The sequence below is a fragment of the Pantoea sp. Nvir genome (assembly GCF_009829915.1).
Taxonomy (GTDB): domain Bacteria; phylum Pseudomonadota; class Gammaproteobacteria; order Enterobacterales; family Enterobacteriaceae; genus Pantoea.
Window position 1 is genome coordinate 1 of record NZ_SZZW01000003.1, and the last position, 25,601, is coordinate 25,601.

17 protein-coding genes, 3 tRNA genes, 1 pseudogene and 1 other annotated feature are annotated in these 25,601 nt (G+C 40.3%); of the genes and pseudogenes, 4 read left to right on the forward strand and 17 right to left on the reverse strand.

Annotated elements, in window-relative coordinates; all coding sequences use genetic code 11:
* Positions 1 to 27 precede the first annotated feature (27 nt).
* The 3 genes from FD729_RS02905 to rluD form a co-directional block, all read right to left on the reverse strand.
* Positions 28 to 103: transfer RNA gene (locus tag FD729_RS02905), tRNA-Glu, on the reverse strand.
* Positions 104 to 722: 619 nt separating this feature from the next.
* On the reverse strand, positions 723 to 3,296 hold the full coding sequence (gene clpB / locus FD729_RS02910; RefSeq protein ID WP_159931795.1) for an ATP-dependent chaperone ClpB: 2,574 nt from the start codon (positions 3,294 to 3,296) through the stop codon (positions 723 to 725).
* Between the two features lie 638 nt (positions 3,297 to 3,934).
* Complete coding sequence (gene rluD, locus FD729_RS02915) at positions 3,935 to 4,909, reverse strand: 23S rRNA pseudouridine(1911/1915/1917) synthase RluD (protein WP_159931796.1); 975 nt, start codon at positions 4,907 to 4,909, stop codon at positions 3,935 to 3,937.
* Positions 4,910 to 5,042: 133 nt separating this feature from the next.
* Here rluD and bamD point away from each other — a divergent pair, with 133 nt between their 5' ends.
* The 3 genes from bamD (at position 5,043) to pheA (ending at position 7,798) form a co-directional block, all read left to right on the forward strand.
* Complete coding sequence (bamD, locus tag FD729_RS02920) at positions 5,043 to 5,783, forward strand: outer membrane protein assembly factor BamD (RefSeq protein ID WP_159931881.1); 741 nt, start codon at positions 5,043 to 5,045, stop codon at positions 5,781 to 5,783.
* Positions 5,784 to 6,061: 278 nt separating this feature from the next.
* Positions 6,062 to 6,388, forward strand: a complete 327-nt coding sequence (raiA, locus tag FD729_RS02925; RefSeq protein ID WP_159931797.1) for a ribosome-associated translation inhibitor RaiA — start codon at positions 6,062 to 6,064, stop codon at positions 6,386 to 6,388.
* An 86-nt stretch (positions 6,389 to 6,474) separates the two neighbouring features.
* Positions 6,475 to 6,601, forward strand: a sequence feature (Phe leader region).
* A 30-nt stretch (positions 6,602 to 6,631) separates the two neighbouring features.
* Positions 6,632 to 7,798: a bifunctional chorismate mutase/prephenate dehydratase gene (gene pheA, locus FD729_RS02930; protein WP_159931798.1), complete on the forward strand. Its 1,167-nt coding sequence runs from the start codon at positions 6,632 to 6,634 to the stop codon at positions 7,796 to 7,798.
* Between the two features lie 39 nt (positions 7,799 to 7,837).
* Here the strand turns inward: pheA and tyrA are convergent, their stop codons facing one another.
* The 7 genes from tyrA to ffh all read right to left on the reverse strand — a co-directional run bounded on the left by tyrA (position 7,838) and on the right by ffh (position 13,928).
* Positions 7,838 to 8,959, reverse strand: coding sequence for a bifunctional chorismate mutase/prephenate dehydrogenase (gene tyrA / locus FD729_RS02935; RefSeq protein ID WP_159931799.1), 1,122 nt, complete (start codon positions 8,957 to 8,959; stop codon positions 7,838 to 7,840).
* 6 nt (positions 8,960 to 8,965) lie between these two features.
* Positions 8,966 to 10,045, reverse strand: coding sequence for a 3-deoxy-7-phosphoheptulonate synthase (locus FD729_RS02940; RefSeq protein WP_159931800.1), 1,080 nt, complete (start codon positions 10,043 to 10,045; stop codon positions 8,966 to 8,968).
* A gap of 375 nt (positions 10,046 to 10,420) precedes the next feature.
* The gene (gene rplS, locus FD729_RS02945) at positions 10,421 to 10,768 is read right to left on the reverse strand and encodes a 50S ribosomal protein L19 (protein WP_159931801.1); all 348 of its coding nucleotides are present in this window, start codon (positions 10,766 to 10,768) and stop codon (positions 10,421 to 10,423) included.
* Positions 10,769 to 10,813: 45 nt separating this feature from the next.
* The gene (gene trmD / locus FD729_RS02950) at positions 10,814 to 11,578 is read right to left on the reverse strand and encodes a tRNA (guanosine(37)-N1)-methyltransferase TrmD (RefSeq protein ID WP_159931882.1); all 765 of its coding nucleotides are present in this window, start codon (positions 11,576 to 11,578) and stop codon (positions 10,814 to 10,816) included.
* A gap of 33 nt (positions 11,579 to 11,611) precedes the next feature.
* Positions 11,612 to 12,163, reverse strand: a complete 552-nt coding sequence (gene rimM, locus FD729_RS02955) for a ribosome maturation factor RimM (protein WP_159931802.1) — start codon at positions 12,161 to 12,163, stop codon at positions 11,612 to 11,614.
* 22 nt (positions 12,164 to 12,185) lie between these two features.
* On the reverse strand, positions 12,186 to 12,431 hold the full coding sequence (gene rpsP / locus FD729_RS02960) for a 30S ribosomal protein S16 (protein WP_159931883.1): 246 nt from the start codon (positions 12,429 to 12,431) through the stop codon (positions 12,186 to 12,188).
* A gap of 135 nt (positions 12,432 to 12,566) precedes the next feature.
* Positions 12,567 to 13,928 carry a signal recognition particle protein gene (gene ffh, locus FD729_RS02965; protein WP_159931803.1) on the reverse strand — a complete coding sequence of 454 codons (1,362 nt, stop codon included), beginning with the start codon at positions 13,926 to 13,928 and terminating at the stop codon, positions 12,567 to 12,569.
* A 148-nt stretch (positions 13,929 to 14,076) separates the two neighbouring features.
* On the opposite strand from ffh, the pseudogene FD729_RS02970 reads away from it, so the two are divergent.
* Positions 14,077 to 14,783: pseudogene (locus tag FD729_RS02970) on the forward strand (inner membrane protein YpjD); the annotation flags it as partial.
* A gap of 903 nt (positions 14,784 to 15,686) precedes the next feature.
* On the opposite strand, the gene luxS reads toward FD729_RS02970, so the two are convergent.
* The 7 genes from luxS to recA all read right to left on the reverse strand — a co-directional run bounded on the left by luxS (position 15,687) and on the right by recA (position 24,546).
* On the reverse strand, positions 15,687 to 16,199 hold the full coding sequence (luxS, locus tag FD729_RS02975) for an S-ribosylhomocysteine lyase (protein WP_159931804.1): 513 nt from the start codon (positions 16,197 to 16,199) through the stop codon (positions 15,687 to 15,689).
* A 151-nt stretch (positions 16,200 to 16,350) separates the two neighbouring features.
* Positions 16,351 to 17,955, reverse strand: coding sequence for a glutamate--cysteine ligase (gene gshA / locus FD729_RS02980; protein ID WP_159931805.1), 1,605 nt, complete (start codon positions 17,953 to 17,955; stop codon positions 16,351 to 16,353).
* A 1,311-nt stretch (positions 17,956 to 19,266) separates the two neighbouring features.
* Positions 19,267 to 19,343, reverse strand: a tRNA-Arg gene (locus FD729_RS02985).
* A gap of 12 nt (positions 19,344 to 19,355) precedes the next feature.
* A tRNA-Ser gene (locus FD729_RS02990) sits at positions 19,356 to 19,445 on the reverse strand.
* 273 nt (positions 19,446 to 19,718) lie between these two features.
* Positions 19,719 to 19,904, reverse strand: a complete 186-nt coding sequence (csrA, locus tag FD729_RS02995; RefSeq protein ID WP_004155916.1) for a carbon storage regulator CsrA — start codon at positions 19,902 to 19,904, stop codon at positions 19,719 to 19,721.
* A 248-nt stretch (positions 19,905 to 20,152) separates the two neighbouring features.
* Positions 20,153 to 22,786, reverse strand: coding sequence for an alanine--tRNA ligase (alaS, locus tag FD729_RS03000; RefSeq protein WP_159931806.1), 2,634 nt, complete (start codon positions 22,784 to 22,786; stop codon positions 20,153 to 20,155).
* 686 nt (positions 22,787 to 23,472) lie between these two features.
* The gene (gene recA / locus FD729_RS03005; protein WP_159931807.1) at positions 23,473 to 24,546 is read right to left on the reverse strand and encodes a recombinase RecA; all 1,074 of its coding nucleotides are present in this window, start codon (positions 24,544 to 24,546) and stop codon (positions 23,473 to 23,475) included.
* Positions 24,547 to 25,601: the final 1,055 nt, after the last annotated feature.

The window sequence follows — 25,601 nt, forward strand, 5'->3', positions numbered from 1 at the left end:
AAACACCTATTCTTATTACCAAGCAAATGGCGTCCCCTAGGGGGTTCGAACCCCTGTTACCGCCGTGAAAGGGCGGTGTCCTTGGCCGCTAGACGAAGGGGACACAACAATGATGCGTCACGACTTCACAGCCATCTTGTTACTTTTTTATCAGACAATTTGTGTGAGCATTTTATACCATTGTAATCCATGATTACTATCGATTTTGACTTTATAGATTTGAACTACGGACTTATAATCTATAAGTATAGTCGACCTGCCGTTCGACTTGCATGTGCTAGACCTGCCGCTAGCGTTCAATCTGAGCCACGATCAAACTCTTCAATTTAAGTTTAATGCTCAGAGTATTAAACATCATAATGAATTACGTGTTCACTCTTGAGACTTGATATTTTAAAAGCCTAAAGGCTTTCGATATCTGTCTTACGAGTGCCCACACAAATTGTCTGATAAATTTTTAAAGAGCGGCGCAGTTAGGAGCCGGGCTATGCTGCGAGATAGCATAGCTTACGCTTTTATTCTTCAGAGTCAATCTCTTTTTTCAGAGATTTTCTCCGGGTTACTTAGCTGCTAAGTCTCCTGAATATCATACTCCGTTAGCTTTCGCGAGTGTCAGTAAAAGTACGTTTTTATTTAGTGAGTATATTAAACTATAAAATAAAATGATTTTATCAGTTTTAATTTACAACAGGAACCAGTAAACTCCTTCTTACGTTATAAAGTTATTGACGCGCAATAATTTCTCCCTTTCTAACGTCTATTTCAATTGTTTTACCTGGAATCAGCTGACCGGAGAGTATTTGCTGTGCTAACGGATTTTCAATTTGCTGTTGAATAGCCCGTTTTAGCGGTCGCGCACCGTATATAGGATCATAGCCTTTTTCACCTAATAGTTTCAGTGCTTCATTTGAGATATGTAACTGATAGCCGCGCTCATCTAGGCGCTTATAAAGACTCTGTAGTTGAATTTGCGCAATAGTAGAAATATGTTGTTCACGTAATAGGTGGAACACTACGACTTCATCAATCCGGTTAACAAACTCAGGACGGAAATGATGGCCAACCACATTCATGACTACATTTTTCATTTCTCCGTAGCTTAGTTTTCCAAAACGCTCCTGAATCAGATCGGACCCTAAGTTAGATGTCATAATGACTACCGTGTTGCGAAAGTCCACAGTATGGCCCTGTCCATCTGTTAGGCGTCCATCATCTAGTACTTGCAATAAAATATTGAATACATCCGGATGCGCCTTTTCCACTTCGTCCAGTAAAATCACCGAATAAGGACGACGACGCACTGCTTCCGTTAGATAGCCCCCTTCTTCATATCCTATATATCCCGGCGGAGCACCAACCAGACGCGATACGGCATGTTTTTCCATGAACTCTGACATATCGATACGCACCATCGCGTTATCACTATCAAACAAAAAATTAGCTAGCGCTTTACAAAGTTCTGTTTTACCTACGCCGGTCGGTCCCAAAAATAAAAATGAACCTATTGGGCGATTGGGATCCGATAAACCGGCACGGTTGCGACGAATGGCATTGGATACGGCTTCTACAGCTTCGTCCTGAGCAATTACACGTGTATGTAACTCCTGCTCTATACGCAACAATTTATCACGCTCACCCTCCATCATGCGTGCCATAGGGATACCTGTCCAGCGCGATAGTACGTCAGCAATCTCTATGTCAGTTACGCGGTTTCGTAGTAATTTCATGGCATTATCTTCAGACTGCGTTGCAGCTGTCAGCTGTTTTTCTAATGCCGGGATCTTACCATATTGCAATTCGGACATCTGGGTTAAATCGCTAATACGACGTGCCTGCTCCAACGACAAGCGTGCTTGTTCTAACTCTGCTTTAATATTTTGTGTGCCAGAGAGAGATGCTTTTTCCGCTTTCCATTCTTCTTCCAGTGCTAAGTATTCACGTTCTTTCTGCTCAAGTTCGCTTTCTATAACTTTTAGACGCTTAATGCTAGAGTCGTCAGATTCTTTCTTCAGTGCCTGCTGCTCCAGCTTCAGTTGAATAATACGCCGCTCGAGCCTATCCAACGCTTCCGGCTTAGAATCTATTTGCAAACGAATACTAGAAGCGGCCTCGTCAATCAAGTCTATGGCTTTATCCGGAAGCTGACGATCAGCTATATATCGGTGAGATAAGGTAGCTGCTGCAAGAATAGCTTGGTTAGTTATCTGAACATGATGATGCAGCTCATATCGTTCTTTTAGTCCCCGTAGAATCGCAATAGTATCTTCCACACTTGGCTCAACAACATACACTTTTTGAAAACGACGTTCCAGCGCTGCATCTTTTTCAATATACTGGCGGTACTCGTCTAAAGTTGTTGCCCCGACGCAATGAAGTTCACCTCGTGCTAAAGCTGGTTTCAACATGTTGCCAGCATCCATCGCTCCATCAGCTTTACCTGCTCCCACCATAATATGCAACTCATCGATAAATAAGATAATATTCCCTTCTTGTTTAATCAGCTCATTGAGCACCCCTTTCAGGCGTTCTTCAAAATCACCACGATATTTCGCGCCTGCCACCAATGAGCTCATATCCAGCGCCAGTACGCGTCGGCCTTTCAGGCCTTCAGGTACTTCACCGTTAATAATGCGCTGTGCCAGCCCCTCAACAATTGCAGTTTTACCTACGCCCGGTTCACCAATAAGCACTGGGTTATTTTTTGTACGGCGCTGTAGTACCTGAATAGTGCGACGGATCTCTTCGTCACGTCCAATTACTGGATCGAGTTTGCCCTGCTCAGCACGTTCGGTCAGATCAATAGTGTATTTCTTTAATGTCTGACGCTTTTCTTCAGCACCTTGATCTTCCATGTTGTCTCCCCCACGCAAATGTTCAATGGCTTTGGTAATATTGTCAGTATTCGCTCCAGCAGATTTTAGCAAATCAGCTAAAAAGCTACGTGACTCAAGAGACGCTAGAACAAAAAGCTCAGATGAAATAAAGTTATCTTTGCGCTTCTGAGCCAATTTATCGCATAGGTTAAGGACGCGAACTAGATCAGCAGAAAGTTGCACATCACCTGCGTTGCCTTCTATCTGTGGTAAACGGCTAATGGCTTGTTCAATATTATTGCGTAGGGACGTGACATTAATCCCTACAGAAGATAGCAAAGGACGCACTGTTCCGCCTTCCTGACTAAGCAGAGCACTCATCAGATGTAAAGGGTCAATAAATTGGTTGTCACGTCCTAAAGCAAAGGACTGCGCATCGGCAAGGGCCAGTTGGAATTTGTGGGTAAGACGATCCAAACGCATGATAACTCCTGCGACAGTTCACAAAATTCATTCATTGAGATTGAGATAAGGTCATCCCTAACCTTTTCAAGGTTAATAACCTGATTGATGAATAAAAAAATCACTGTTAACAGCAACCTTAGGTCACAAGGTTATCTCAGTTGGATTAAATAATCCATAATATGCTCGTCATTCTTTCATGACATGAAAGAATGAAATACACTATTTTTAGTACAAAATAAACTCTTCTTCCCTATGTTATGTATAGATATTGGACCTAACTAAAATAAGCTATATTCTACAACTAGATGTAAAATATAGCTAATATTTTATATCTAGGGAAACTCCTACCACATATATACATCTTTTCCCATATCATGCAGTACTCACTCATCGTATAAGATGAGCTGCCAATCGTGTTTTAGAGGAAATTAAGCAATAGTACTGTACTGTTTTGTGTGCATGGTATCTTACTTTAGCTAATAGGATATTTCTTGTAAGTGAGCGCTGATGGTGGTACGAGTAACACCCCAGGTGCACCAGATCATCTCTGATATTAATGACTAAATTCAACGCATCAAACAAGCAGACTTACAGCTATCTATATGTGCAATTAAAACAGGCACGAACATTAGTAGAAAAAAACAGCTTTATATTTATTAATCCAGCCGATTGTGAAATTCTTTAGAGTCCACTTTAAGCACTCTAATTAGTTCCAACATATCCTGAGGCAGCGGTGCGTGCAACTCTATTTTTATTCCGGTAATCGGATGATAGAAGCGTAGCATAGTGGCATGCAGGCACTGACGATTAAAAGTGCGCAGCGTCTCAATTAGTTGCTTCGACGCACCTTTTGGCGGACAGTGGTAGCCACCGTAAAACTGATCACCCACCAAAGGATGGTTGATATACAGCATATGTACTCGAATTTGATGTGTACGACCTGTTTCGAGACGAAGACGTAAACGAGTATGTGCACGGAAATGCTCTATAATACGATAGTGGGTTACTGCAGGTTTGCCAGCCAGATGTACCGCCATATGTGTGCGCTTTGTTGAATGACGGAGTATAGGAAAGTCCACCTTCCCGCTCATCGTTATAGTGCCAATAGCTACTGCTTCGTATTCGCGGGTAATTTCGCGTAGATGTAGCATTTCCACTAAGCGCATCTGCGCCAGTATGGTTTTTGCTACCACCATCAGCCCAGTAGTATCTTTATCCAAACGATGCACGATACCAGCGCGAGGTACGTGAGCAATGGCAGGATAATGGTAAAGCAGGGCATTTAATATAGTACCATCAGGATTACTAAAGCCGGGATGCACGACCAAGTTACGCGGCTTGTTGATCACTACTATATCATCGTCTTCATAAACAATGTTTAACGTAATGTTTTGTGGTATTAAAAAAGGTTTTTCTTGGATTTCGACATGAATAGTGACCTGCTGGCCGCTTAAAACTTTCTTTTTAGGTTTATCGATGACCCTGCCATTCACGTTAACTTGGCGGTTAAGGATCCATTTTTTTATGCATGATCTTGAATAATCAGGAAATAATTCTGCTAAAGCTTGGTCTAAGCGTTGTCCCAGCTGGGATTGGGATACTATTGCAGTGAATTGAACTTGTTGTACCATATATAGCTTATTTTTTTGAAGTGAAATTTTTACGATGATGCCATTTAATATAACGTATGGTTATATACGGTCATTACCTGAAATTATGACAGACAGTCATCACCATAATGATATGAGGGTAATTATTTTCGCTATGAAGTATGTAAAATATCTGGTGGTTGCTGTTTTAATGATGCTAAATCTTGTAGGATGTACTATCTCAACAAGTACTTTACTGAATCTACAGCCTTCCGACATTTATGCTAAAGCTCTAGTAAATCTGCATATGGGTAACTTTAGGGAAGCAATTAAGTACCTAGAAAATGTAGATAAATATTATCCTTTTAGTATCTATGCTCAGCAGACACAACTAGAATTAATCTATGCTTACTACAAAATCACAGATATGTTATTAGCGAAAGAAGAAATAGAGCGATTCATAAATCTGCATCCAGATCATCCGAACCTGGACTATGTGATTTATATGCGAGGCGTGATAAACATGTACCAAAATAATGGATTACTATTACGTTTGTTAAATATTGATAATTCCGATATTGATCCAACTCAAGTTCGCGACGCATTTCGTGATTTTTCTCAACTGATACACAAATATCCAAACAGTCAGTATGCAACCGACGCACGGAAACGTCTAGTCTATTTGAAAAATCGTCTAGCAAAACATGAACTCTTGGTGGCGCAGTTCTATACTAGGCGCAAAGCTTATGTAGCAGTTGTTAATCGTGTTGAAGGCATGATGCGTGACTACCTAGATACACAGGCTACACGCGATGCGCTTCCCCTAATGGAAAATGCTTATCGTGAATTACAGCTTAATGAAGAAGCAGATAAAGTTGCAAAGATTATTGCTGCTAACAGCGCACTTTTGAAGTAAGCGTATTAAAAATCAAAAATTGATAGAATACTTCATTTAACAACATCTTATAATTAAAGAGAAAAAGTCCTATTTTTCTATTAGAAAGCCATCTGCTGATCTTTAAAATTATTACCAGTGTAATATATCAGTTTATTTTTTACTGTACATTACCTGTTTTTTTACAAATTGTTCACATTAACAAAAAGTGACACTCTTTAGTGATAAAAATCACACACTTCATTCTTCAGACCGTTATTCTGGATCTACCTGGATCGAAATAACAGAGAGGTAGATTTATGATTATAAATATCACTAGCAAACAAATGGAGATTACTGCAGCTATCCGAAACCATATTGGAGATCGTTTCGCAAAACTAGAAAAATGGCAAACTCATCTCATCAATCCGCACATCGTAATTTCTAAGGCTTCTAAAGAATTTGTAGCTGATGCTACTATTAATACGCCGAACGGAACACTTATTGCCAGAGCTAAACACGAAGATATGTATACCGCCATTAACGACCTTAGCAGCAAACTTGAGCGGCAGTTAAACAAAGTTCAGCACAAACCAGAAGCCCGTAGAGCAGCAACCAGCGTTAAAATCTTCTCATCTGTCAGTTAAGATTAACGAGCTTTTAAGCGCCTTTTTTTATTGACAGCCTTAATGCAGTACCTATAATCTCAGATCGCTTTTTGAATGGAGATCATCATGAATTTTTTGCTGTTTTCCTTAACTTTCTTCTTTTTTACCTTGCTCTGATGGGAAGTGGTTCTTTGTACGAAAACGATAGATAAGACTAATGACAAAGCCTCCCAGCTGGGAGGCTTTGTCATTAGTCTTATCTTATACTAGAGGGCAAGCTCTATGAACCTCAATGATCCTTTACTAGCACTGCGTGACAAAATCAGCTCTGTTGATGAAAAAATTCTGATGTTACTAGCGGAGCGTCGTACAATAGCAGTAAAAATTGCTCAAATAAAACTAGTTACACATCAACCAATACGCAACATAGAACGTGAACGTAAGCTATTAGCAAATCTGGTCCTGCTTGGTAAGAAACATCAGCTAGATGAGCACTATATAACACGGTTATTTCAACAAATTATTGAAGATTCTGTCTTAACACAGCAGGCGTTAGTACAAAAGAATGTAAATCATACAAATACGTTGGCAGCACGAATCGCTTTTTTGGGACCTAAAGGCTCCTATTCGCATATTTCTGCGCGTCAGTATGCCGCACGGCACTTCAAGAATATCGTAGAGATTAGTTGTCTCAAGTTTCAAGATGTTATTCATCAGGTGGAAAATAGCCAAGCGGATTATGCAGTATTACCGATCGAAAATACTAGTTCCGGATCTATTAACGATGTTTATGACCTGCTACAGCAAACTAGCCTCTCTATTATTGGTGAGTTAACACAGTCCATTGATCATTGTATCTTAGTAGTAGGTAACACCGATTTACAGCAAATTGAAATCGTCTATAGTCATCCACAACCTTTCCAGCAGTGTAGCCAGTTTATTAATCGTTTCCCGCACTGGGAAATCAGATATACGGAAAGCACTGCCGCTGCAATGGAAAAGGTAGCTACATTACACTTACCAAAAGCAGCCGCTTTGGGCAGCGAAGCTGGTGGAGAGCTATATGATTTACGAGTACTAAAGCGTCATCTGGCAAATAAGAAACAAAACCATACACGCTTTATTATACTAGCCCGTAAATCAATCACAGTATCTAATCAGATACCAGCTAAAACAACCCTACTAATGGTGACAGGCCAGCAAGCAGGCGCGCTAGTTGAAGCACTACTGGTACTACGCAAGCATAAATTAATAATGAGCAAACTTGAGTCACGACCAATTAACGATAACCCCTGGGAAGAAATGTTTTACATTGACATTCAAGGTAATGTGGAATCGGAAAGCCTACAACTGGCATTACAGGAACTCAAATGCTTGACCCGTACGCTGAAGGTACTAGGATGCTATCCCAGTGACAATGTTGTTGCTGTTGACCCACATAGAAAATAATAGCACTGAATTGTTAAAAGATATAGAACAGTACTTATTTTATAAACGACTGTCATTAGCGGTGCGCAGCAAGCTGCTGCTTTCGACCATAAAACGTTTAGCGTGATTGCCAAACCAGTGTTCGACACTGTTGAACATGTCGATAAATCCCTGTTTATCTCCTCTCTCCAGTAATGTGATCGCTTCACCGCAACGCTGGTAATAACGTTTGATAAGAGCCAAGTTATTTTTCGAAGACATGATAATATCTGCGTAGAGCTGAGGATCCTGAGCAAATAGGCGACCTACCATTGCCAGTTCTAGCCGATAAATCGGTGATGAAAGCGCAAGCAATTGATCGAGATCAACATTTTCTTCCGATAAATGAAACCCATAAGCGAATGTCGTAAAGTGACGTAACGCCTGGATAAAGGCCATATGTTGATCGTGCTCTGCGGCGCTAATACGATGTAACCGAGCACCCCAGACCCGAATCTGCTCAAGGAACCACTGGTAAGCTTCAGGCTGACGTCCATCGCACCACACCACGACCTGTTTTGCTAGATTTTCAATATCTGAACCGAACATAGGATGTAGACCAAGTACAGGACCTGAATGTACAGCTAACATTGCGTGCAAAGGGGCATTTTTTACTGACGCCAAATCAATAAGAATACAGTCTTCTGGAAGAGATGGGAGCTGTGCAATTACTTGTACCGTAATATAAATAGGAACACTAATAATCACCATACCGGCATTACTCAACAGTGTATCAGCCCGATCCCAGTCATTTTTATCTAGCAACTGGACACAATAGCCTGACAATGTCAGCATACGAGCAAATAAACTTCCCATCTTCCCTTTACCACCGATAATCACTACTGAACGAAGATCAGGATTTATCTTCTTGAATCCTTTATCATTTTCATTAGTGTAGGATTCTCGCATAACACGACGCAATAAGTCTTCAATTAGATCGGGTGGAACACCGAGTACCTCCGCTTCTTTACGACGTAAAGCCAGCATTGACGCTTCACGTTCGGGCACATAAACAGGCAAACCGAAGCAGCTTTTTATTTTACCCACTTCCGCTACTAGTTTCAGGCGTTTTGCCAGTAGATTTAAAAGTGATTTATCTAAGGTATCGATTTGATCACGCAACGCAGTTAGTTCAGCTACCATTCCCTATTATACTCCATGTAACAATCGATCTGGCAGAACTGCCTGTAAAGTTTGGTGTATTTTGCACAGAAGCATTTCGGTAGTTTCCCAGTTGATACAAGCATCTGTCACGGAAACACCATATTTCATTTTGTCGCGTGCTTGCTCGGAAGATTGATTGCCTTCATAGATATGGCTCTCTAGCATGAGACCAATAATTGAACAATTTCCATCGTTTATCTGAGCCATCACTGATTCGGCCACACTAGGCTGGCGACGGTAGTCTTTGTCAGAATTACCATGACTGCAATCTATCATCAAAGCAGGGCGTAGTCCTGCTTTGAGCATCTCCTTTTCGCACTGTGCCACATCTCGGGGACTATAGTTTGGGGATTTCCCACCGCGCAGGATAACGTGACAGTCAGGATTACCCTGAGTTTGTAGGAGGCATACCTGACCTGCCTGGTTGATACCAACGAAACGGTGTGGCATGGCAGCAGCACGCATTGCATTAATAGAAGTATCAAGACTACCGTCAGTGCTGTTCTTAAAGCCGACCGGCATGGAAAGCCCCGATGCCATCTCACGATGCGTTTGCGATTCAGTAGTACGTGCACCGATAGCCGACCAGCTAAATAAATCGCCAAGATATTGGGGACTATTAGGATCGAGCGCCTCAGTCGCAAGAGGTAGACCTATTTTTACCAAATTCACTAGCAGTTGACGCGCAATGTGCAAACCTGCTTCCATATCAAACGAGTTATTCATATATGGATCATTAATTAATCCTTTCCAACCAATGGTGGTACGAGGTTTTTCAAAATAGACTCTCATGACAATATATAGCTGATCCTTCAATCTTTCAGAAAGATCTTCTAGGCGATGAGCGTAATCTAGTGCTGCTTCTATATCATGGATTGAACACGGTCCACATACTACCAACAGGCGCGGATCACGCCCTGCAATGATATTGGAAATTATTTGACGTGATGCAGCAATCTGCTCTTCTTGTTGAAGATTTAATGGAAATTTCGCTTTTAGTTCTTCAGGAGTAATTAAAATCTGTTCATCAGCGATATGCACATTGTTCAGTGCGTCTTTTTGCATAGCCACTATCCTTTTTTCTTGTTATGCAGTGAATGCCTCTCTGAAAGTGAATGTCTCTTTCAGAGAGGCCGTAAAACAAGCAATCCAACACACATACTATTACTATCGTAATTAACTATTCTGTTAATTATTTTTTACCGCGTTCCTCATTATGCGAATATCTATCTCTGTCTACCTTGCTACTTTTACCAAAACCAATATTTTCCTTCATTTCTATTCCTGATCTCTTGCTAAGAGACGATGTTATTCTTATATAGAATTTATCCATCATAATTTTTTATTTTCTACTAATTATCACGATAACAAGGGCAGGGGCTAGTATTATGATGGCCCTTTCTTAATGTTGACTTTTAGTAGATATCCTGAAAACGATACTTAGTTAAGACGCTCTTTAATACGAGCTGATTTACCAGTACGCTCACGAAGGTAGTACAATTTAGCTTTACGCACAGCACCGCGACGTTTAACCGCAATGTCATCAATGATTGGAGAGTGAGTTTGAAAAATACGCTCAACGCCTGTGCCGTTAGAAAATTTACGAACAGTAAATGCAGAGTGCAGACCGCGGTTACGAATAGCGATAACCACACCCTCGAATGCTTGCAGACGTTTTTTAGAACCTTCAACGACCCATACTTTCACTTCAACTGTATCACCAGGACGGAAGGAAGGTAAGTGTGGTTTCATTTGCTTTTGTTCAAGTTGCTTGATAACATGACTCATGACTCAATCTCTTATCTTGGGTAGGCTGATAATAGTGGTGCAAAATTAATTTACCACCTTATCTTTTTGTTGCTGATGTTCCAATTGGAACAATTTTAGCAGTGTTTTTTGTTCTTCAGTTAGAACAATGCTTTCCAGAAGTTCTGGCCTTCTTAGCCAAGTTCTACCTAGTGATTGTTTCAGGCGCCAACGACTAATCTCTGCATGGTTACCGGACAGCAATACCGCCGGTACAGCCATTCCTTCCAGTACTTCAGGTCGAGTGTAGTGTGGACAGTCCAATAATCCCTTAGAGAATGAATCCTGATCGGCAGACGCCTGCTTACCTAGAACACCAGGAATTATCCGAGCAATCGCATCAATCATCGTCATAGCCGGTAGCTCACCACCACTGAGCACATAGTCTCCTATTGACCACTCTTCGTCAATTTCGGCATGAATAACCCGTTCATCAATACCTTCATAACGGCCACAAACCAGAATTAATTTCTGCTGCTTCGCCAATTCGCAAACGCTCTGTTGTTCAAGTTTACGTCCCTGAGGTGATAGATATATTACCCTAGCTTTATTATTACCTGCTGCCGCTTTCGCTGCGCGAATAGCAGCTCGTAATGGGTACACCATCATCAGCATTCCCGGACCGCCACCGTAAGGACGTTCATCCACCGTGCGATACTTGTCGCAAGCAAAATCACGAGGGTTCCAACTCTCGATTCTAAGTAAGCCATTTTTTATAGCCCGACCAGTTACTCCGTAATCAGTAACAGCAACAAACATATTTGGAAACAAGCTAATAATACCAATCCACATCGTTTCCGCCATTATTTACCTTGAATTCAAAGATCAAAAATTAGGATCCCAATCTACTGTAATAAAGCCAGTAACAAGATCGACTTTTTTGATAACCTTTCCATCAAGAAACGGTATTAATCTTTTTTGCACACCAAATACATCCCTAGAGCTTGCCTCGACAACAATAACGTCGTTAGAACCAGTTTCTATCAAATCAATAACTTTACCCATTTTGTGACCGTCAATATTAAATACTTGGCAGCCTATCAGGTCTTTCCAGTAGTAATCACCATCATTTAAATCTATAAATTGCGTCGAATCGACCATAATTTCATAATTAGTCAACATCGCCGCCGCGTCCCTATCGTTAATACCTTGGACTTTAATAATAAAGTGCCGATTTTGGCATCTCCAACTTTCTAATTCGAGCCGTAGCCATTTCCCGCAGTCATGGATAAACCAAGGCTGGTATCCGAAAATATTTTCGGCCTTTTCAGTGGAAGAAAATACTTTTAGCCAACCACGAATACCATAAGCTGAACCAATTTTGCCCAGAATAATGGGCTTTATTATAGGAAGCTGTGTGGTGAACTCTTCGCTCATACCCACCAACGTACTAGAATAGTTATTTTTTTACTCCTTTTTTGATTAACACTTGAACACGTTCAGAAAGAATAGCACCTTGGCCAATCCAGTGCTCGATGCGGTCTAGATCCAGATGCAAACTTTCTGCCTTACCAGAAGCTATCGGGTTAAAGAAGCCAACGCGCTCAATGAAACTACCGTTACGTGCATTGCGGCTCTCAGTGACGACGACCTGATAAAACGGACGCTTTTTTACACCGTGACGCGCTAAACGAATTGTCACCATAATAACATCCTCTTCAATCAACAAAACACCTAGCCCTCCTATGAATAACGCTGGCCAAATGCTATAAAAACTCAATAATTCTACTCATTTCGACGTAAAAAACAACCTGTGGACATAACCTTTCTTTTCTAGCTTTTAATTTTCAGGAAATCTTATTGGCATCATACCTTTCATACTGCGCATCATTTTTACCATGCCACCCTTCTTCATTTTCTTCATCATGCGTTGCATATCATCAAACTGCTTAAGCAAGCGATTAACTTCCCATACTTGCATGCCACAACCAGTAGCAATTCTGCGTTTGCGTGAGCCTTTAATGATCTCCGGTTTCTTGCGTTCTTTGCTCGTCATGGAGTTAATGATCGCCTCCATGCGTAATAGTATCTTATCGTCTATCTGTGATTTTACATTGTCTGATAATTGACCCATACCAGGTAATTTGCAAACTAAGTTCGCCATACCTCCAATTTTGCGCATTTGCTTAAGCTGCTCAAAAAAATCGTTGAGATCGAATTCATCACCACTTTTTAATTTTCTCGCAAACTTTTCAGCCTGATCATGGTTAACTTTGCTTTCGATATCTTCAATAAGCGACAGGACGTCCCCCATGCCGAGAATGCGCGAAGCGATACGATCAGGATAAAAAGGCTCCAGTGCGTCGATTGTCTCGCCTATACCAACAAATTTAATCGGTTTACCGGTAATATGTCGAATTGATAGCGCGGCACCACCACGCGCATCTCCATCTACCTTAGTTAGGATTACACCAGTCAGTGGTAGGACATCATTAAAGGCTTTGGCAGTATTCGCCGCATCTTGACCAGTCATGGCGTCTACCACAAATAGTGTCTCTACTGGATTAATGACAGCATGTACCTGCTTGATCTCGACCATCATCTCTTCATCAATATGTAGACGACCAGCGGTATCCACCAATAGTACATCATAAAACTGCAGCGTAGCCGCTTTCAGCGCGTTCTTAACAATTTCCACCGGTTTTTGGCTGATATCTGAAGGGAAAAAACCTACACCAATTTGTTGTACAAGAACTTCAAGTTGTTTAATTGCCGCCGGGCGATAAACGTCTACAGAAACAACTAATACTTTCTTTTTATGCTTTTCATGTAGTAATTTACCTAGTTTGCCAAGGCTGGTGGTTTTACCTGAACCCTGCATACCTGTCATCAAGACCACTGCCGGAGGCTGTACGGATAGGTTAAGAGCATTATTTTTTAATCCCATTGCTTCGACTAGTTCGTTGCGAACTATTTTAATAAACTCTTGTCCTGGTGTTAGGCTCTTGTTAATATCTTGACCTATTGCGCGCTCTTTCACACGGTGAATAAATTCACGTACCACTAACAGCGCGACGTCTGCTTCAAGCAGCGCTATACGCACTTCACGTAGGGTATTCTTAATATTATCCTCAGTCAGTCTTCCGCAATGGCTAATATTACTCAGGATACGCGTAAAACGATTAGTTAAATTTTCAAACATTATTTTTCACTCGGAAACTCGCGTTACCCTTGAAGTGCATAAGGTTACGGTATTATAACACAAAGCTAGACAATATCTGGAAGTACTCTTTACATCATTTAATGGTGACTTCCACCTACGCTATACTGTTATTTGTTTGACTAGTCCCTGGCCACTAATGGCAGTGTTCTCTTCCTGTGTTTTGCTAATGGCGCACGTAGTAATGCTACAGTGGATCTTAATCGTTGACATAGAAAAAATATAAGTTTGCAAAGTATCTATTTATTGGTCAACTTGCTTATCTATGCCATAATCAATAATATGGCATTATGTAATAACAGCTGGATACTACTGACGATAGTTTACAGTTTTGCACTAATCAATCTAGTTTTTATCACTTTTTTGACCAATGTGTTTATTACCAATCTTAAAGTTACGCCAACTATGATAATCCATATTAGTCTTTCTCTGTTCGCCTACGCGACTTTAATTATTGCAGCACTTTATGCACTACAAGTGGCATGGATCGACTATCAGCTCAAGAATAAGAAACTTATTTTTACCCAAAATATGCCCCCTCTGTTGAGTATTGAACGTAAAATGTTTCATATTATTCAGATTGGTATGGTACTACTGACACTATTACTAGTATGCACGGGCTTATTTTATAGGCGTAATCTTTTCAGCATTGAGAACGTGGATAAGGCTATGCTCTCAATTCTCGCTTGGTTCGTTTACATCGTTTTACTTTGGGGACATTATCATGAAGGCTGGCGTGGTCGGCGTATAGTTTGGTTTAACTGTAGCGGTGCACTGCTATTGACGATGGCCTATTTCGGCTGCCATATCTTACAACACATAAAGCAGCCTTCTTAGAAGTATTAAATTCCTAGGTTTAAATATATTTTCATATAACTAAAAAGCTGAGACGATTAACTAAGAATAGGCACGTAGATTGATTAAAAGTAGATGAAAAGTTTCAGTTCAGTGCTTCGCCTTCTAAATTAGCAAGGATAGATAATATTTCTTCTTAAAATTATTTCATCAAGAATGAACCTCGGAACAAAAATCCTAATCATTTGAAATTTAATTTTTATGTTACTGTTCCCCGACAAACGACGGACTACCCTTCATTTGAAGAAAAAATTTTCTTATCCGCATAGCCTTTTCTGCCTTTGCTTCTGCAAGATGTAATTACTGTTTATAGTTTAGCGCTGAAATACTCTGGACTAAAATAGTGGTAATAGAGAGATAGTCTTGACACAAGTTCCAAGAACCACAAGTAAATTGGAATAAATAAAAGCGATGTTGCGTACAGCGGATGAAATTAATACGCAGTAGAAAACATACTTTTTAATTCAATATCTAGATCGTAAAATTGCAGCGATATAAAAAGAAAAGTGAATATTTTCAAGTAAATATATATCTTTCCTACCGGATTTGTATCTCTTTTTACTAGAGGAACAATGATTTAATCAAATGACTATGTTATAAGTATTACTGGGAAGTGGCAACAAAGTATTAAAGTCTGTGTTAGATTTTGCCAAATACAGGCAAACCTACCATTAATAGCCTACTTTTAAGATAAGACATGCAGAAGAAATTAAAAATTAATATGTGAGGGGCAGGGTTAAAACTAAGTAATTGATATTCATTATTAGTAATAATATATGTGTAAGCACACACCATAATAATAGCATAACTAAAAACATCCATCTTCTCCTAAAATTAATTCATAAACAACACGTGGGTAATACGGCATTTTACTATCCTTAACAATTAAATAGGGGGTTTCTGTAGCGTTTCTTGAGGTAATTTTAGATCTTCGTTACGATTTACTCCAATATCATGCGCTAGTACGTTGCGTGCAATTTGCTTTGCTTCATCCAGCGAATGTAGTTTGTAGCTGCCACACTGGTATTTATTTAGTCCTGGGATTTGATTTTGATCCTTTACTTTTAAGACATCTTCCATTGATCCTTTCCATGCCTGGGAGACGCGCTGTTCATCCAGCATACCAATTATGCTCATATAGAAGCCAGTACGACAGCCCATTGGCGAGATATCAATTATCTCAACGCTTTTGCCATTGAGATAGTTGCGCATAAAACCTGCAAAAAGATGCTCTAGTGTGTGGATGCCACGCTCGGATAAGATCTCTTTATTGGGACGACAGAAACGCAAGTCAAAAACATGGATAATATCACCATGTGGAGCTTGTATAATTTTCACGCTACGCACCGCAGGTGCGATCATGACTGTATGATCAACACAAAAACTGTCTAGTGGCATACATCATCCTTCTCTTATGTGAAGCTTTCTTTATAAAAAGTGAAACTTTTCTATCCGCCTAACTTTAAGAATACGTAAAAGAAGCGCTTTTGTTATCATCTCTGACAATGGGGGATGTTGTTTGGCTACATTGATGTAGTCCCTTTCTTTCTTAGCTAGGATAGCTGGCTAGGAAAGTCTCAAAATCAACAGTTTCACCCTCCTCTAGCTGTTTCTGAGCAAGAACCGATTCTCTTGCCTGACGAAAGAAATCTTCTTCACTCACTACTTCCAATAGTTCTGTGCATAATACCTGACGATACTGTTCTGCTAAGGCAACACCTGTGCTAGTAATGCCATTTTCTTTTATAAGGTGGAGAATACGTGCTGAGTAGGTTAGCTCAGGATTGTCAAAAAATCCTACTAATTGATCGCAAACCTGTTGATAGTGTGTACTGTACTGAGTATTGTCAAATACTTCTGCAACGCGATACAGATCCGCAAACAGAGCTTTACCAACTTCAACTAGTGAATATTCGGTATCGCTACAGCCGCTTAAGATCATTTGATTTGGTTTACGTCCTTCCAGAACGACGCGGTTCCAATTCTTGCGGTTACACAGTAGTTCGTTAGCACACATTTCTGGCGCATCAGCCAAGATACACCAGATCAGAAACAAATCGAGGAAACGTAATTGTTGCGCGTCCACACCAATGGCAGAGAAAGGGTTAATGTCCAGAGAACGTATTTCAATATATTCGATACCACCTCGCAATAGCGCATCCGATAACCCTTCGCCTGCAAGGGTTATGCGCTTTGGACGAATCGGCATGTAAAGCTCATTTTCAATTTGTAGGACATTAGTATTAAGCTGTATCCAATTACCAGCTGCATTTTTAGTGCCTATCGCCGCATACTCTTTAGAAGGCGTTTTAATGGCAGTTTTTAACGTTTCTACGTATCCCTCTAAAGAATTAAAAGTAATGCCGATGCCATTTTGTAATTTATTGGTATGACCGAGGTTGCTAAGACGCAGTGAAGTTGCATATGGCATCCACAGTGTACCATTTCCATCTGTTTTAAATGGTAGCTCGATTTTTTTTCCTTGTAAAAAGCTAGAACTGATAGCCGGTGACGCTCCAAATAAATAGGGGATCACCCAGCCAAATCGGTAATAATTACGAATTAAGCGTAGGTATCCTATTGAAATTTTTTCTTTTCTACTAGCAGTATCTTTTACTTCATCCCATTCTTGCCAGAAAGTCATCGGTAGTGAGAAATTATAATGGATACCTGCAATTGTTTGCATAAGTGCCCCGTAGCGATTTTTAAGGCCCCGGCGGTAAAGTGTCTTCATACGGCCGATATTAGAGCTGCCGTACTGCGCTAGCACAATACGTTCAGCGTCCTCAATCAAACATGGCATACTAAAGGGCCACATCCGCTCTTCATCCAGCTTACGTGCTACATAGCGATGTATATCGCGCAGGAACGCTAACATATGCTCGATATTTTCATCTACTGGTGTAATAAATTCAAGTAGTGTCTCTGCAAAATCCGTAGTGATCCATTTATGCTTAAGAGCTGACCCCAGCGGTTTAGGATGGTTACTCTCAGTTAAATGACCATTAGGTTTTACGCGTAGCGTTTCACGCTCAATACCCCGACAAATACCTTTCAAGACATTGGGATGCGCCTCCAGCCAAGAAAGAGCTCTAGATACGTCTGGGATCAAATTAACCCCCCATTGGGACAGTAATTTATTTTTGTTCAGCATAATGTTAGCCTTAGCTTTGAATCTGTGCGAATTAATGCCGCTATTGTACCCTTTGTAAAGTAGAAGTCGCGATAATGATATAATTGCACTGTTTTTCGACGGAGAGACAACAACAGATAGGACAAAGGTTTGTAAACGGCATACTGCCTGGAAATGTTAGGCACAGGTCGTATAGAATGGACGGCTAGTGAAGTCAACAAAGGCTGGTGAAGCTATAATTACGTTATTGCTGTGTGAGCCATAATTCCTAAAATTTCAATGGAAATTAATAGTCAAAAAAATATTATTTACTCTACCTAATTTAGTAGCCTATTAATGCCTACATAATCAATTTACGAAGCCTTGAAAGCTGCTGTTGAACAGAATACAAATCTCAGTTCCTTATTCCCATAATCGTACACTACTCACATCCATACTTGCTACTTTAAAACCTCACGTCAAAATCGGCGTATTCAAATACCATATAGCACTCGGACAACACCTATTAAATAAAATTAATAGAGTTAAGGGTTGTATAACGCTCAGTGTTATTTGCGCTTACTACTTCAATGAAAATTTTCATAATCTTAACTGGCTAAACAGCATGTCTATCATGCTATATTTTTTCATCACCAACCTTAATTGTATGGTTCCGTTTTGTAATAGGTCTTGACTATTTTCTTTAGTGATAACTGTCTAACGCTTCCCAGAAACACGGTTTTGACTACCACCGGTTTTTATGGTAAGAAAATAAAGATCGTGAGAGGAGTAGTTGTTTGATAACAAACTATATAAGACACCAGGGCGGTAGATCATTAAAATTTATATTTGTGATTTATTCAGCGTCAGTCTGTATTCAGACATTACTGTATGAGAACATTTTAATGTATCTGCTCTTGATATCAAGAATTATTCTGTCCATATAGTAAATTAAAGGATTGTATTAATGGTACATTGATACTTTGGATATCGGATAAACACCCTATTCCTTTAGTGTAAGGCCACATGCTATCCCAAATGATATAACAAAAAACCATTTGAAAAAAATGAATATTTTTTCATTAAAAAAATGGTCGTACGGTGTCGTGTGAAATAGAGAAAAATTAAGAGGTTTTTAAATTCTATCTGGGGTGAGGAGTATGCTGTCAAAGTGCAGTAGTAGGAGGAAAAGGATGTGTATGTAATGTATAAGCAAGAGGGATTAGTTTAATGTGTCTTATTCTGTACTACGAAACTGCTCCTGGAACAATGAACTGCTCCCCCGTACTACTTGTGGTGGTACACCCATGTCTTCTCAGTGGGTATGGCGGAAGCTCATCTGCATTACAAATATGGCGCATCCGGGAGGATTCGAACCTCCGACCGCTCGGTTCGTAGCCGAGTACTCTATCCAGCTGAGCTACGGATGCGTTGTAAAACGGCGGCGAGGCGGGGATTCGAACCCCGGATGCAGCTTTTAACTGCATACTCCCTTAGCAGGGGAGCGCCTTCAGCCTCTCGGCCACCTCACCTTACGCGCTCTTACAAACTTTGTTTTAAATTATCAGAAACTGCTTGGCACACATGTTACTTTTCTCAACTGATAAGTCAAATAATTTTTCCTATTGCTTCATCATTTTCACAAATGACACTTAATTAGAAAAATTCACTGGCAAAAAAATAATTTATTAAAAGTGAAAAACAAGAGACACAAAATAATATGAGAGAAGAAAATCACAAAGTAAGTAAAAAATACAAAAAAAAAGAGGTTGCGCCTTGCAGTATTTTGCAAAGCGCTAAATCCTTTAGTAACTCGTTTGCTGAGTTTTTTCGGCCTGAATGCGCTGGTAAATCTCTTCGCGATGTACTGAGACTTCTTTCGGTGCATTCACACCAATACGAACCTGGTTACCTTTTACTCCCAGTACTGTAACAGTCACCTCATCGCCAATCATGAGAGTTTCACCAACTCGACGAGTTAAAATAAGCATTCTTTGCTCCTTGAAAAATTAAAAGAGCCGGGCTCTCTGTGTAGGCTTCCGGCATTATCCATCATTTAACGCTGAATATTGACTATAACAGTTACATTAATGTAACGTAGCTAAGTACTACGTTCTGCCGACATTTAGTTTAGTTAAAATACCACCATATAGACCTAACGTTGTCATTACTAATTTACATAAGTTTTTAAATGCGCCAAAACTGTAGTCTATGGTACTTGTAAAATACATTTTTGATTTCATGAAAGGCGACTATTAACCCAATTTTCCACGCTTGCCAACGCTTCTTTTAATGCTTGTGCATTGATACCGCCGGCTTGAGCTATATCAGGGCGTCCGCCACCTTTACCACCCGCCCTCCGTACCAGCTCTGCAATCAAATCGCACGCCTTAATTCGGTCAGTGAGATCCTTGGTTACACCCACGATCACAGATACTTTATCTTCCGTCACAGTCGCTAGCACAATCACTGCCGAACCTAGCTGATTCTTTAAATTTTCAACCATAATACGCAACATTTTCGATTCAACATTGATGAGATCGTTCACCAGAAGCTTAGCACCTTTGATATTAATTGCTTTACTGCTTAGTGAAGTGCTTTCCTGTATGGCCTGCTGATCACGCCGCTGCTGTAGTTCTTTTTCCAATACACGAATGTGATCAACAAGCCAGCGGACTTTATTATTTAGGTTAATGCTATTGGCTTGCAGCAATTTTTCAATATCCCGTAGCTGATTGCTCTGCGTATAAACTTGTGCCAATGCGCACTCACCAGTCACAGCTTCGATCCGGCGCACACCTGCCGCCGTGCCGAATTCTGCCAAAATGTGAAATAAGCCGATATCGCCTGTGCGAACTGCATGCGTGCCACCACATAACTCAATAGAGAAATCACCTATAGTCAGCACGCGCACGTGCTGACTATATTTTTCTCCAAATAGTGCCATAGCTCCCTTGCTTGTAGCAGCGTTGATATCCATTACTTCTGTTTTAATGTCAAGGTTACGACGAATTTGTGCATTAACACTCTCTTCGATCTGACGAATTTCCTGATGTGTCATAGCCTGAAAATGCGAGAAGTCGAAACGCAAATGTTTGTCATCAACTAAAGATCCTCTCTGTGCCACATGCTTCCCTAAAATATGACGTAACGCGGCATGCAGCAGATGCGTTGCAGAGTGATTCAAACGAATACGCGTGCGACGTAGTTCATCGACCTGCGCCTCAATGCTGTCGTTAACCCGCAAATGACCGTCCATCAGATTACCGATATGAAATATAGCTTGACCATATTTTTTTGTATCATGAACTTTAAATTCTGTATTCTTTCCTTTTAATAAGCCAATATCGCCGACCTGGCCTCCGGATTCACCATAGAATGGTGTTTCATTTAATACTACAACCGCTTTCTGACCTGCCTTAATTTCCTCTACCGCAACACCATCTATATAGATTGATTGCACTACAGCCGGCAGAAGAAGCTGATTATACCCCTTAAATACAGAAGTAGAGTTAAGAGGGATAACATTGTTACCGTAGTCATCGCCAAAGTCACTTGCCTCACGTGCGCGCTTACGCTGCTTCTCCATTGCTTTTTCAAAGCCAGCTTCATCGATTTTTAGGTGGCGTTCTCGGCAAACTTCCGCAGTTAAATCAACTGGAAAGCCAAAGGTATCGTAGAGCCGAAATACAGTTTCTCCATCCAGCATATCTCCTTGTAGTTTTGCCAACTCGCCGTTTAACAATGCTAATCCGCGCTCTAAGGTTTTGGTAAACTGCTCTTCTTCGGCCTTCAGTACTGTTTCTACTCGACTCTTTTGAAGTTTCAGCTCTTCTGCTGCTTCGCCCATAACTTCCACTAAAGGCTGGACTAACTTAAAGAAAAAAATTTCTTTCATACCCAGCATATTTCCGTGACGCACCGCGCGACGAATAATACGGCGAAGTACATATCCGCGGTTTTCATGCGACGGCATTACACCATCTGCAATTAGGAAAGCGCACGCACGGATATGGTCTGCAATCACATACAGCGATTTATTACTGAGATCAGTTGTGTGGGTGATCTCAGATGTCGCCTTGATCAAGTTTTTAAACAAATCGATTTCGTAGTTAGAGTGAACATGTTGCAGTACAGCAGCAATACGCTCAAGGCCCATGCCGGTATCAACAGACGGCTTCAGTAGGGGTAACAGTGTGCCATCCGGCTGGCGGTTAAATTGCATAAAGACTATATTCCATATTTCTATATAACGATCGCCATCCTCTTCTTGGCTTCCTGGTGGCCCACCCCAAATATGATCACCATGATCGTAGAAAATCTCACTACAAGGCCCGCAAGGGCCTGTATCTCCCATTTGCCAGAAATTATCTGACGCGTAAGCACTCCCTTTGTTATCACCAATACGGATAATTTGTTCACGCGGTACTCCGATGTCATTAGCCCAGATAGCATAGGCTTCATCGTCGGTTTCGTATACTGTAATCCATAGGCGCTCTGCCGGAAGAGAAAACCAATTTTTCCCCGTTAGTAATTCCCAAGCATAAGCAATTGCTTCTTTTTTAAAATAGTCGCCAAAACTGAAATTGCCTAGCATTTCAAAGAAGGTATGATGACGTGTAGTATAGCCGACATTTTCTAGATCATTGTGTTTACCTCCGGCACGTACACAACGTTGTACCGTAGTAGTGCGCAAATTATCTATTTGACTTTGGCCCAGGAAAACGTCTTTGAACTGGACCATTCCGGCGTTGGTAAACAGCAATGTTGAGTCGTTATTCGGTATAAGGGAGCTGCTAGCTACAAGCTGGTGTCCCTTGTTCTGGAAGAAACCGAGAAACGTTTGACGTATCTCAGCTGTGCTTTTGTTCATATATGTCCTAGAATCATTCTAACAAATGTTTCGTCCTGCCAGATAAGCCGTCTCTACACATTCGGCTGTTGTTCGGCGGAATAAAAAATAGAAATAATATAATTTTTTTATTGGGCAGTCTTAATCCTATTAAGATATTAGTTACTACAAATCCCACCTGTTTTTTAAGAAAAATCTTATAAATGCCAATAACATTAAACTTTGGCTTTGGTCTTTCATATATATTAGTAAAGGATAACCACATTTGTGCTCTAACAGCTATAAGAAGAGTCGTTCACTTTCTTGGTTAATTTCATAGGTCCCTATCGCAATATCGACAGGGAACCTAATTTCTTACCGTAGTTGTGGCCGGATACAACACTATTGAATATCCCTTTGTAATTGCCACTTTGGATCGAGCAATTGGTAAAACGCAAGATGACTCCTTCAGCTAGCAGTTTCTTTACACTAACTGATTATTTTATCCAGCTACGTGCTAGGTAATGATTTTAGATTAGTTTTACTGTAGCTACAGAGAGCACGCATAGTACAATTCAGTAAACTTGAAAAAAATTGTCCTTTGCTGATCGTTGTTCAATTCAGCTATCTATTCAACTTGCTCACATGAGGATTATTATGATGAAATAATAAAAAAAGAGAACGTTGAAAACGAAGACGGGGGTAGTTACACACCACTCTTACAGTTATCAGTCTTCATTAGTCTCACTAGCAGTGTTTTCAAAATCCTCAGCAGAGGACTCAACACTACTCACTGCAACAACAGTGGGGCCATTCAACAGCATATTACGTAGCTTTTGATCGATCTCGTTAGCAATTTCCGGATTTTCCTTAAGGAAATTAGAGGTATTCGCTTTACCCTGACCAATTTTATTACCCTTGTAACTATACCAAGCTCCAGATTTTTCCACTAGCTTATACTTCACACCTAAATCAACTAACTCACCAAAGATATTAATACCTTCACCATACATGATTTGAAAGTCAGCTTGTTTAAACGGTACAGCAACTTTATTTTTCACTACTTTAACTCTAGTTTCACTACCTATCACTTCGTCTCCCCCTTTAATTGCACCGATACGACGGATATCAAGACGCACAGAAGCATAGAATTTCAGCGCGTTACCACCAGTAGTAGTTTCAGGGTTGCCAAACATCACTCCAATTTTCATACGTATCTGATTAATAAAGATTAGTAGTGTGTTAGATTGTTTAAGATTACCCGCTAATTTGCGCATAGCTTGACTCATCATACGTGCTGCAAGGCCCATATGAGAGTCACCAATCTCACCTTCGATCTCTGCCTTAGGCGCCAGTGCTGCTACGGAATCGACTATAATAACGTCAACGGCGCCGGAACGAGCCAGTGCATCACAGATCTCCAGTGCTTGCTCACCGGTGTCTGGTTGAGAACAGAGCAGATTATCAATGTCAACACCGAGCTTTTTGGCGTAAACCGGATCTAATGCGTGCTCGGCATCAATGAAGGCGCAGGTTTTTCCCTTACGCTGCGCCGCAGCAATAACCTGCAACGTGAGAGTAGTTTTACCGGAAGATTCCGGACCGTATATTTCTACAATACGGCCCATTGGTAATCCACCAGCTCCCAAAGCAATATCCAGTGAAAGTGAACCGGTAGAAATGGTCTCTACGTCCATTGACCGATCTTCACCCAAACGCATAATGGAGCCTTTACCGAACTGTTTTTCAATCTGACTCAGCGCGGCTGCTAAGGCTTTTTGTTTGTTGTCATCAATTGACATTTGTACTCCTGATGTATTATACGAGGGTAAGGACTTTACAGGATGTATTCTCGCATTACTGTTGTTGCCAACATTAATGCATATTAACATAACATGGGGCTTAATTTTTTCTAAAAAACTATTAGTTCCGCAGCTAAGAATTTATTCTTGAAGTTGTACTTTTTTCTATGGTAAACCGAAATTTATATTTTTACAAAAACAACACCCCCCTCATTGGGAAACAGATGGAGCTATATCATATGGCACAGACGATTTTTTTGATTTATTACCGTTAATTTTAAAACACTGCTGAATCGCTAAATAAGTCAGCACTTGTAGCACACTGCAAAACCAGCTGCATATCTAATATGAATATGCAGAAAGTTTTTTGCTTATTTCTTTGCTATCAGTAATCTTCTTGAAAATTAATCTTTTAATACAGAATGAAGTATAAGTTAGGTCATTTTCTCGTTTCAAGTAGTATTGGTTTAAAATTGAACGTTAATTTTTTTAAAAAAACAATTTTATTCAAACGGGCAAACAAAAACCTTTTCTTTTGCTTTTAAATCTTTTGTCATTATCTCACAGAAGAGAGATTTTTTCACTAGATAAAGGATATTAAGAAAGATATACGGCGTCTAATGAATCTAGTGCTTCAGGTATATTCATCAGGTGTAATACACTAGAAACCTAGACAAAAAATTATAATATCACTTGATGGGGAGAACTTCTGACCTACATAAGGCTACTCCACTTTACAACCTGAGATCGCATATAGAAATGAAGTAATGCAACTTTAATCACTTATATAATTATAATTACTTCTAGCACCTGTACCGGTCCCGGTTCATATTGTAATTTTCATAAAATTGGCGTAGAAAAGTGGCTTTATAGAGGGTCTGGCCTTCCGCCCTTATTACTAAGTCCATATACTACTCCAGTTGCTCAGTAATTTTTATAAATTTGATAAATAGACCAGCAGTCGATAGTATACTTATAATTTAATTTCCTAGGACGCATTATCACTCACCGCATCGGGCACAATTTATTTATCGCGGATACCTATCAGACAACTA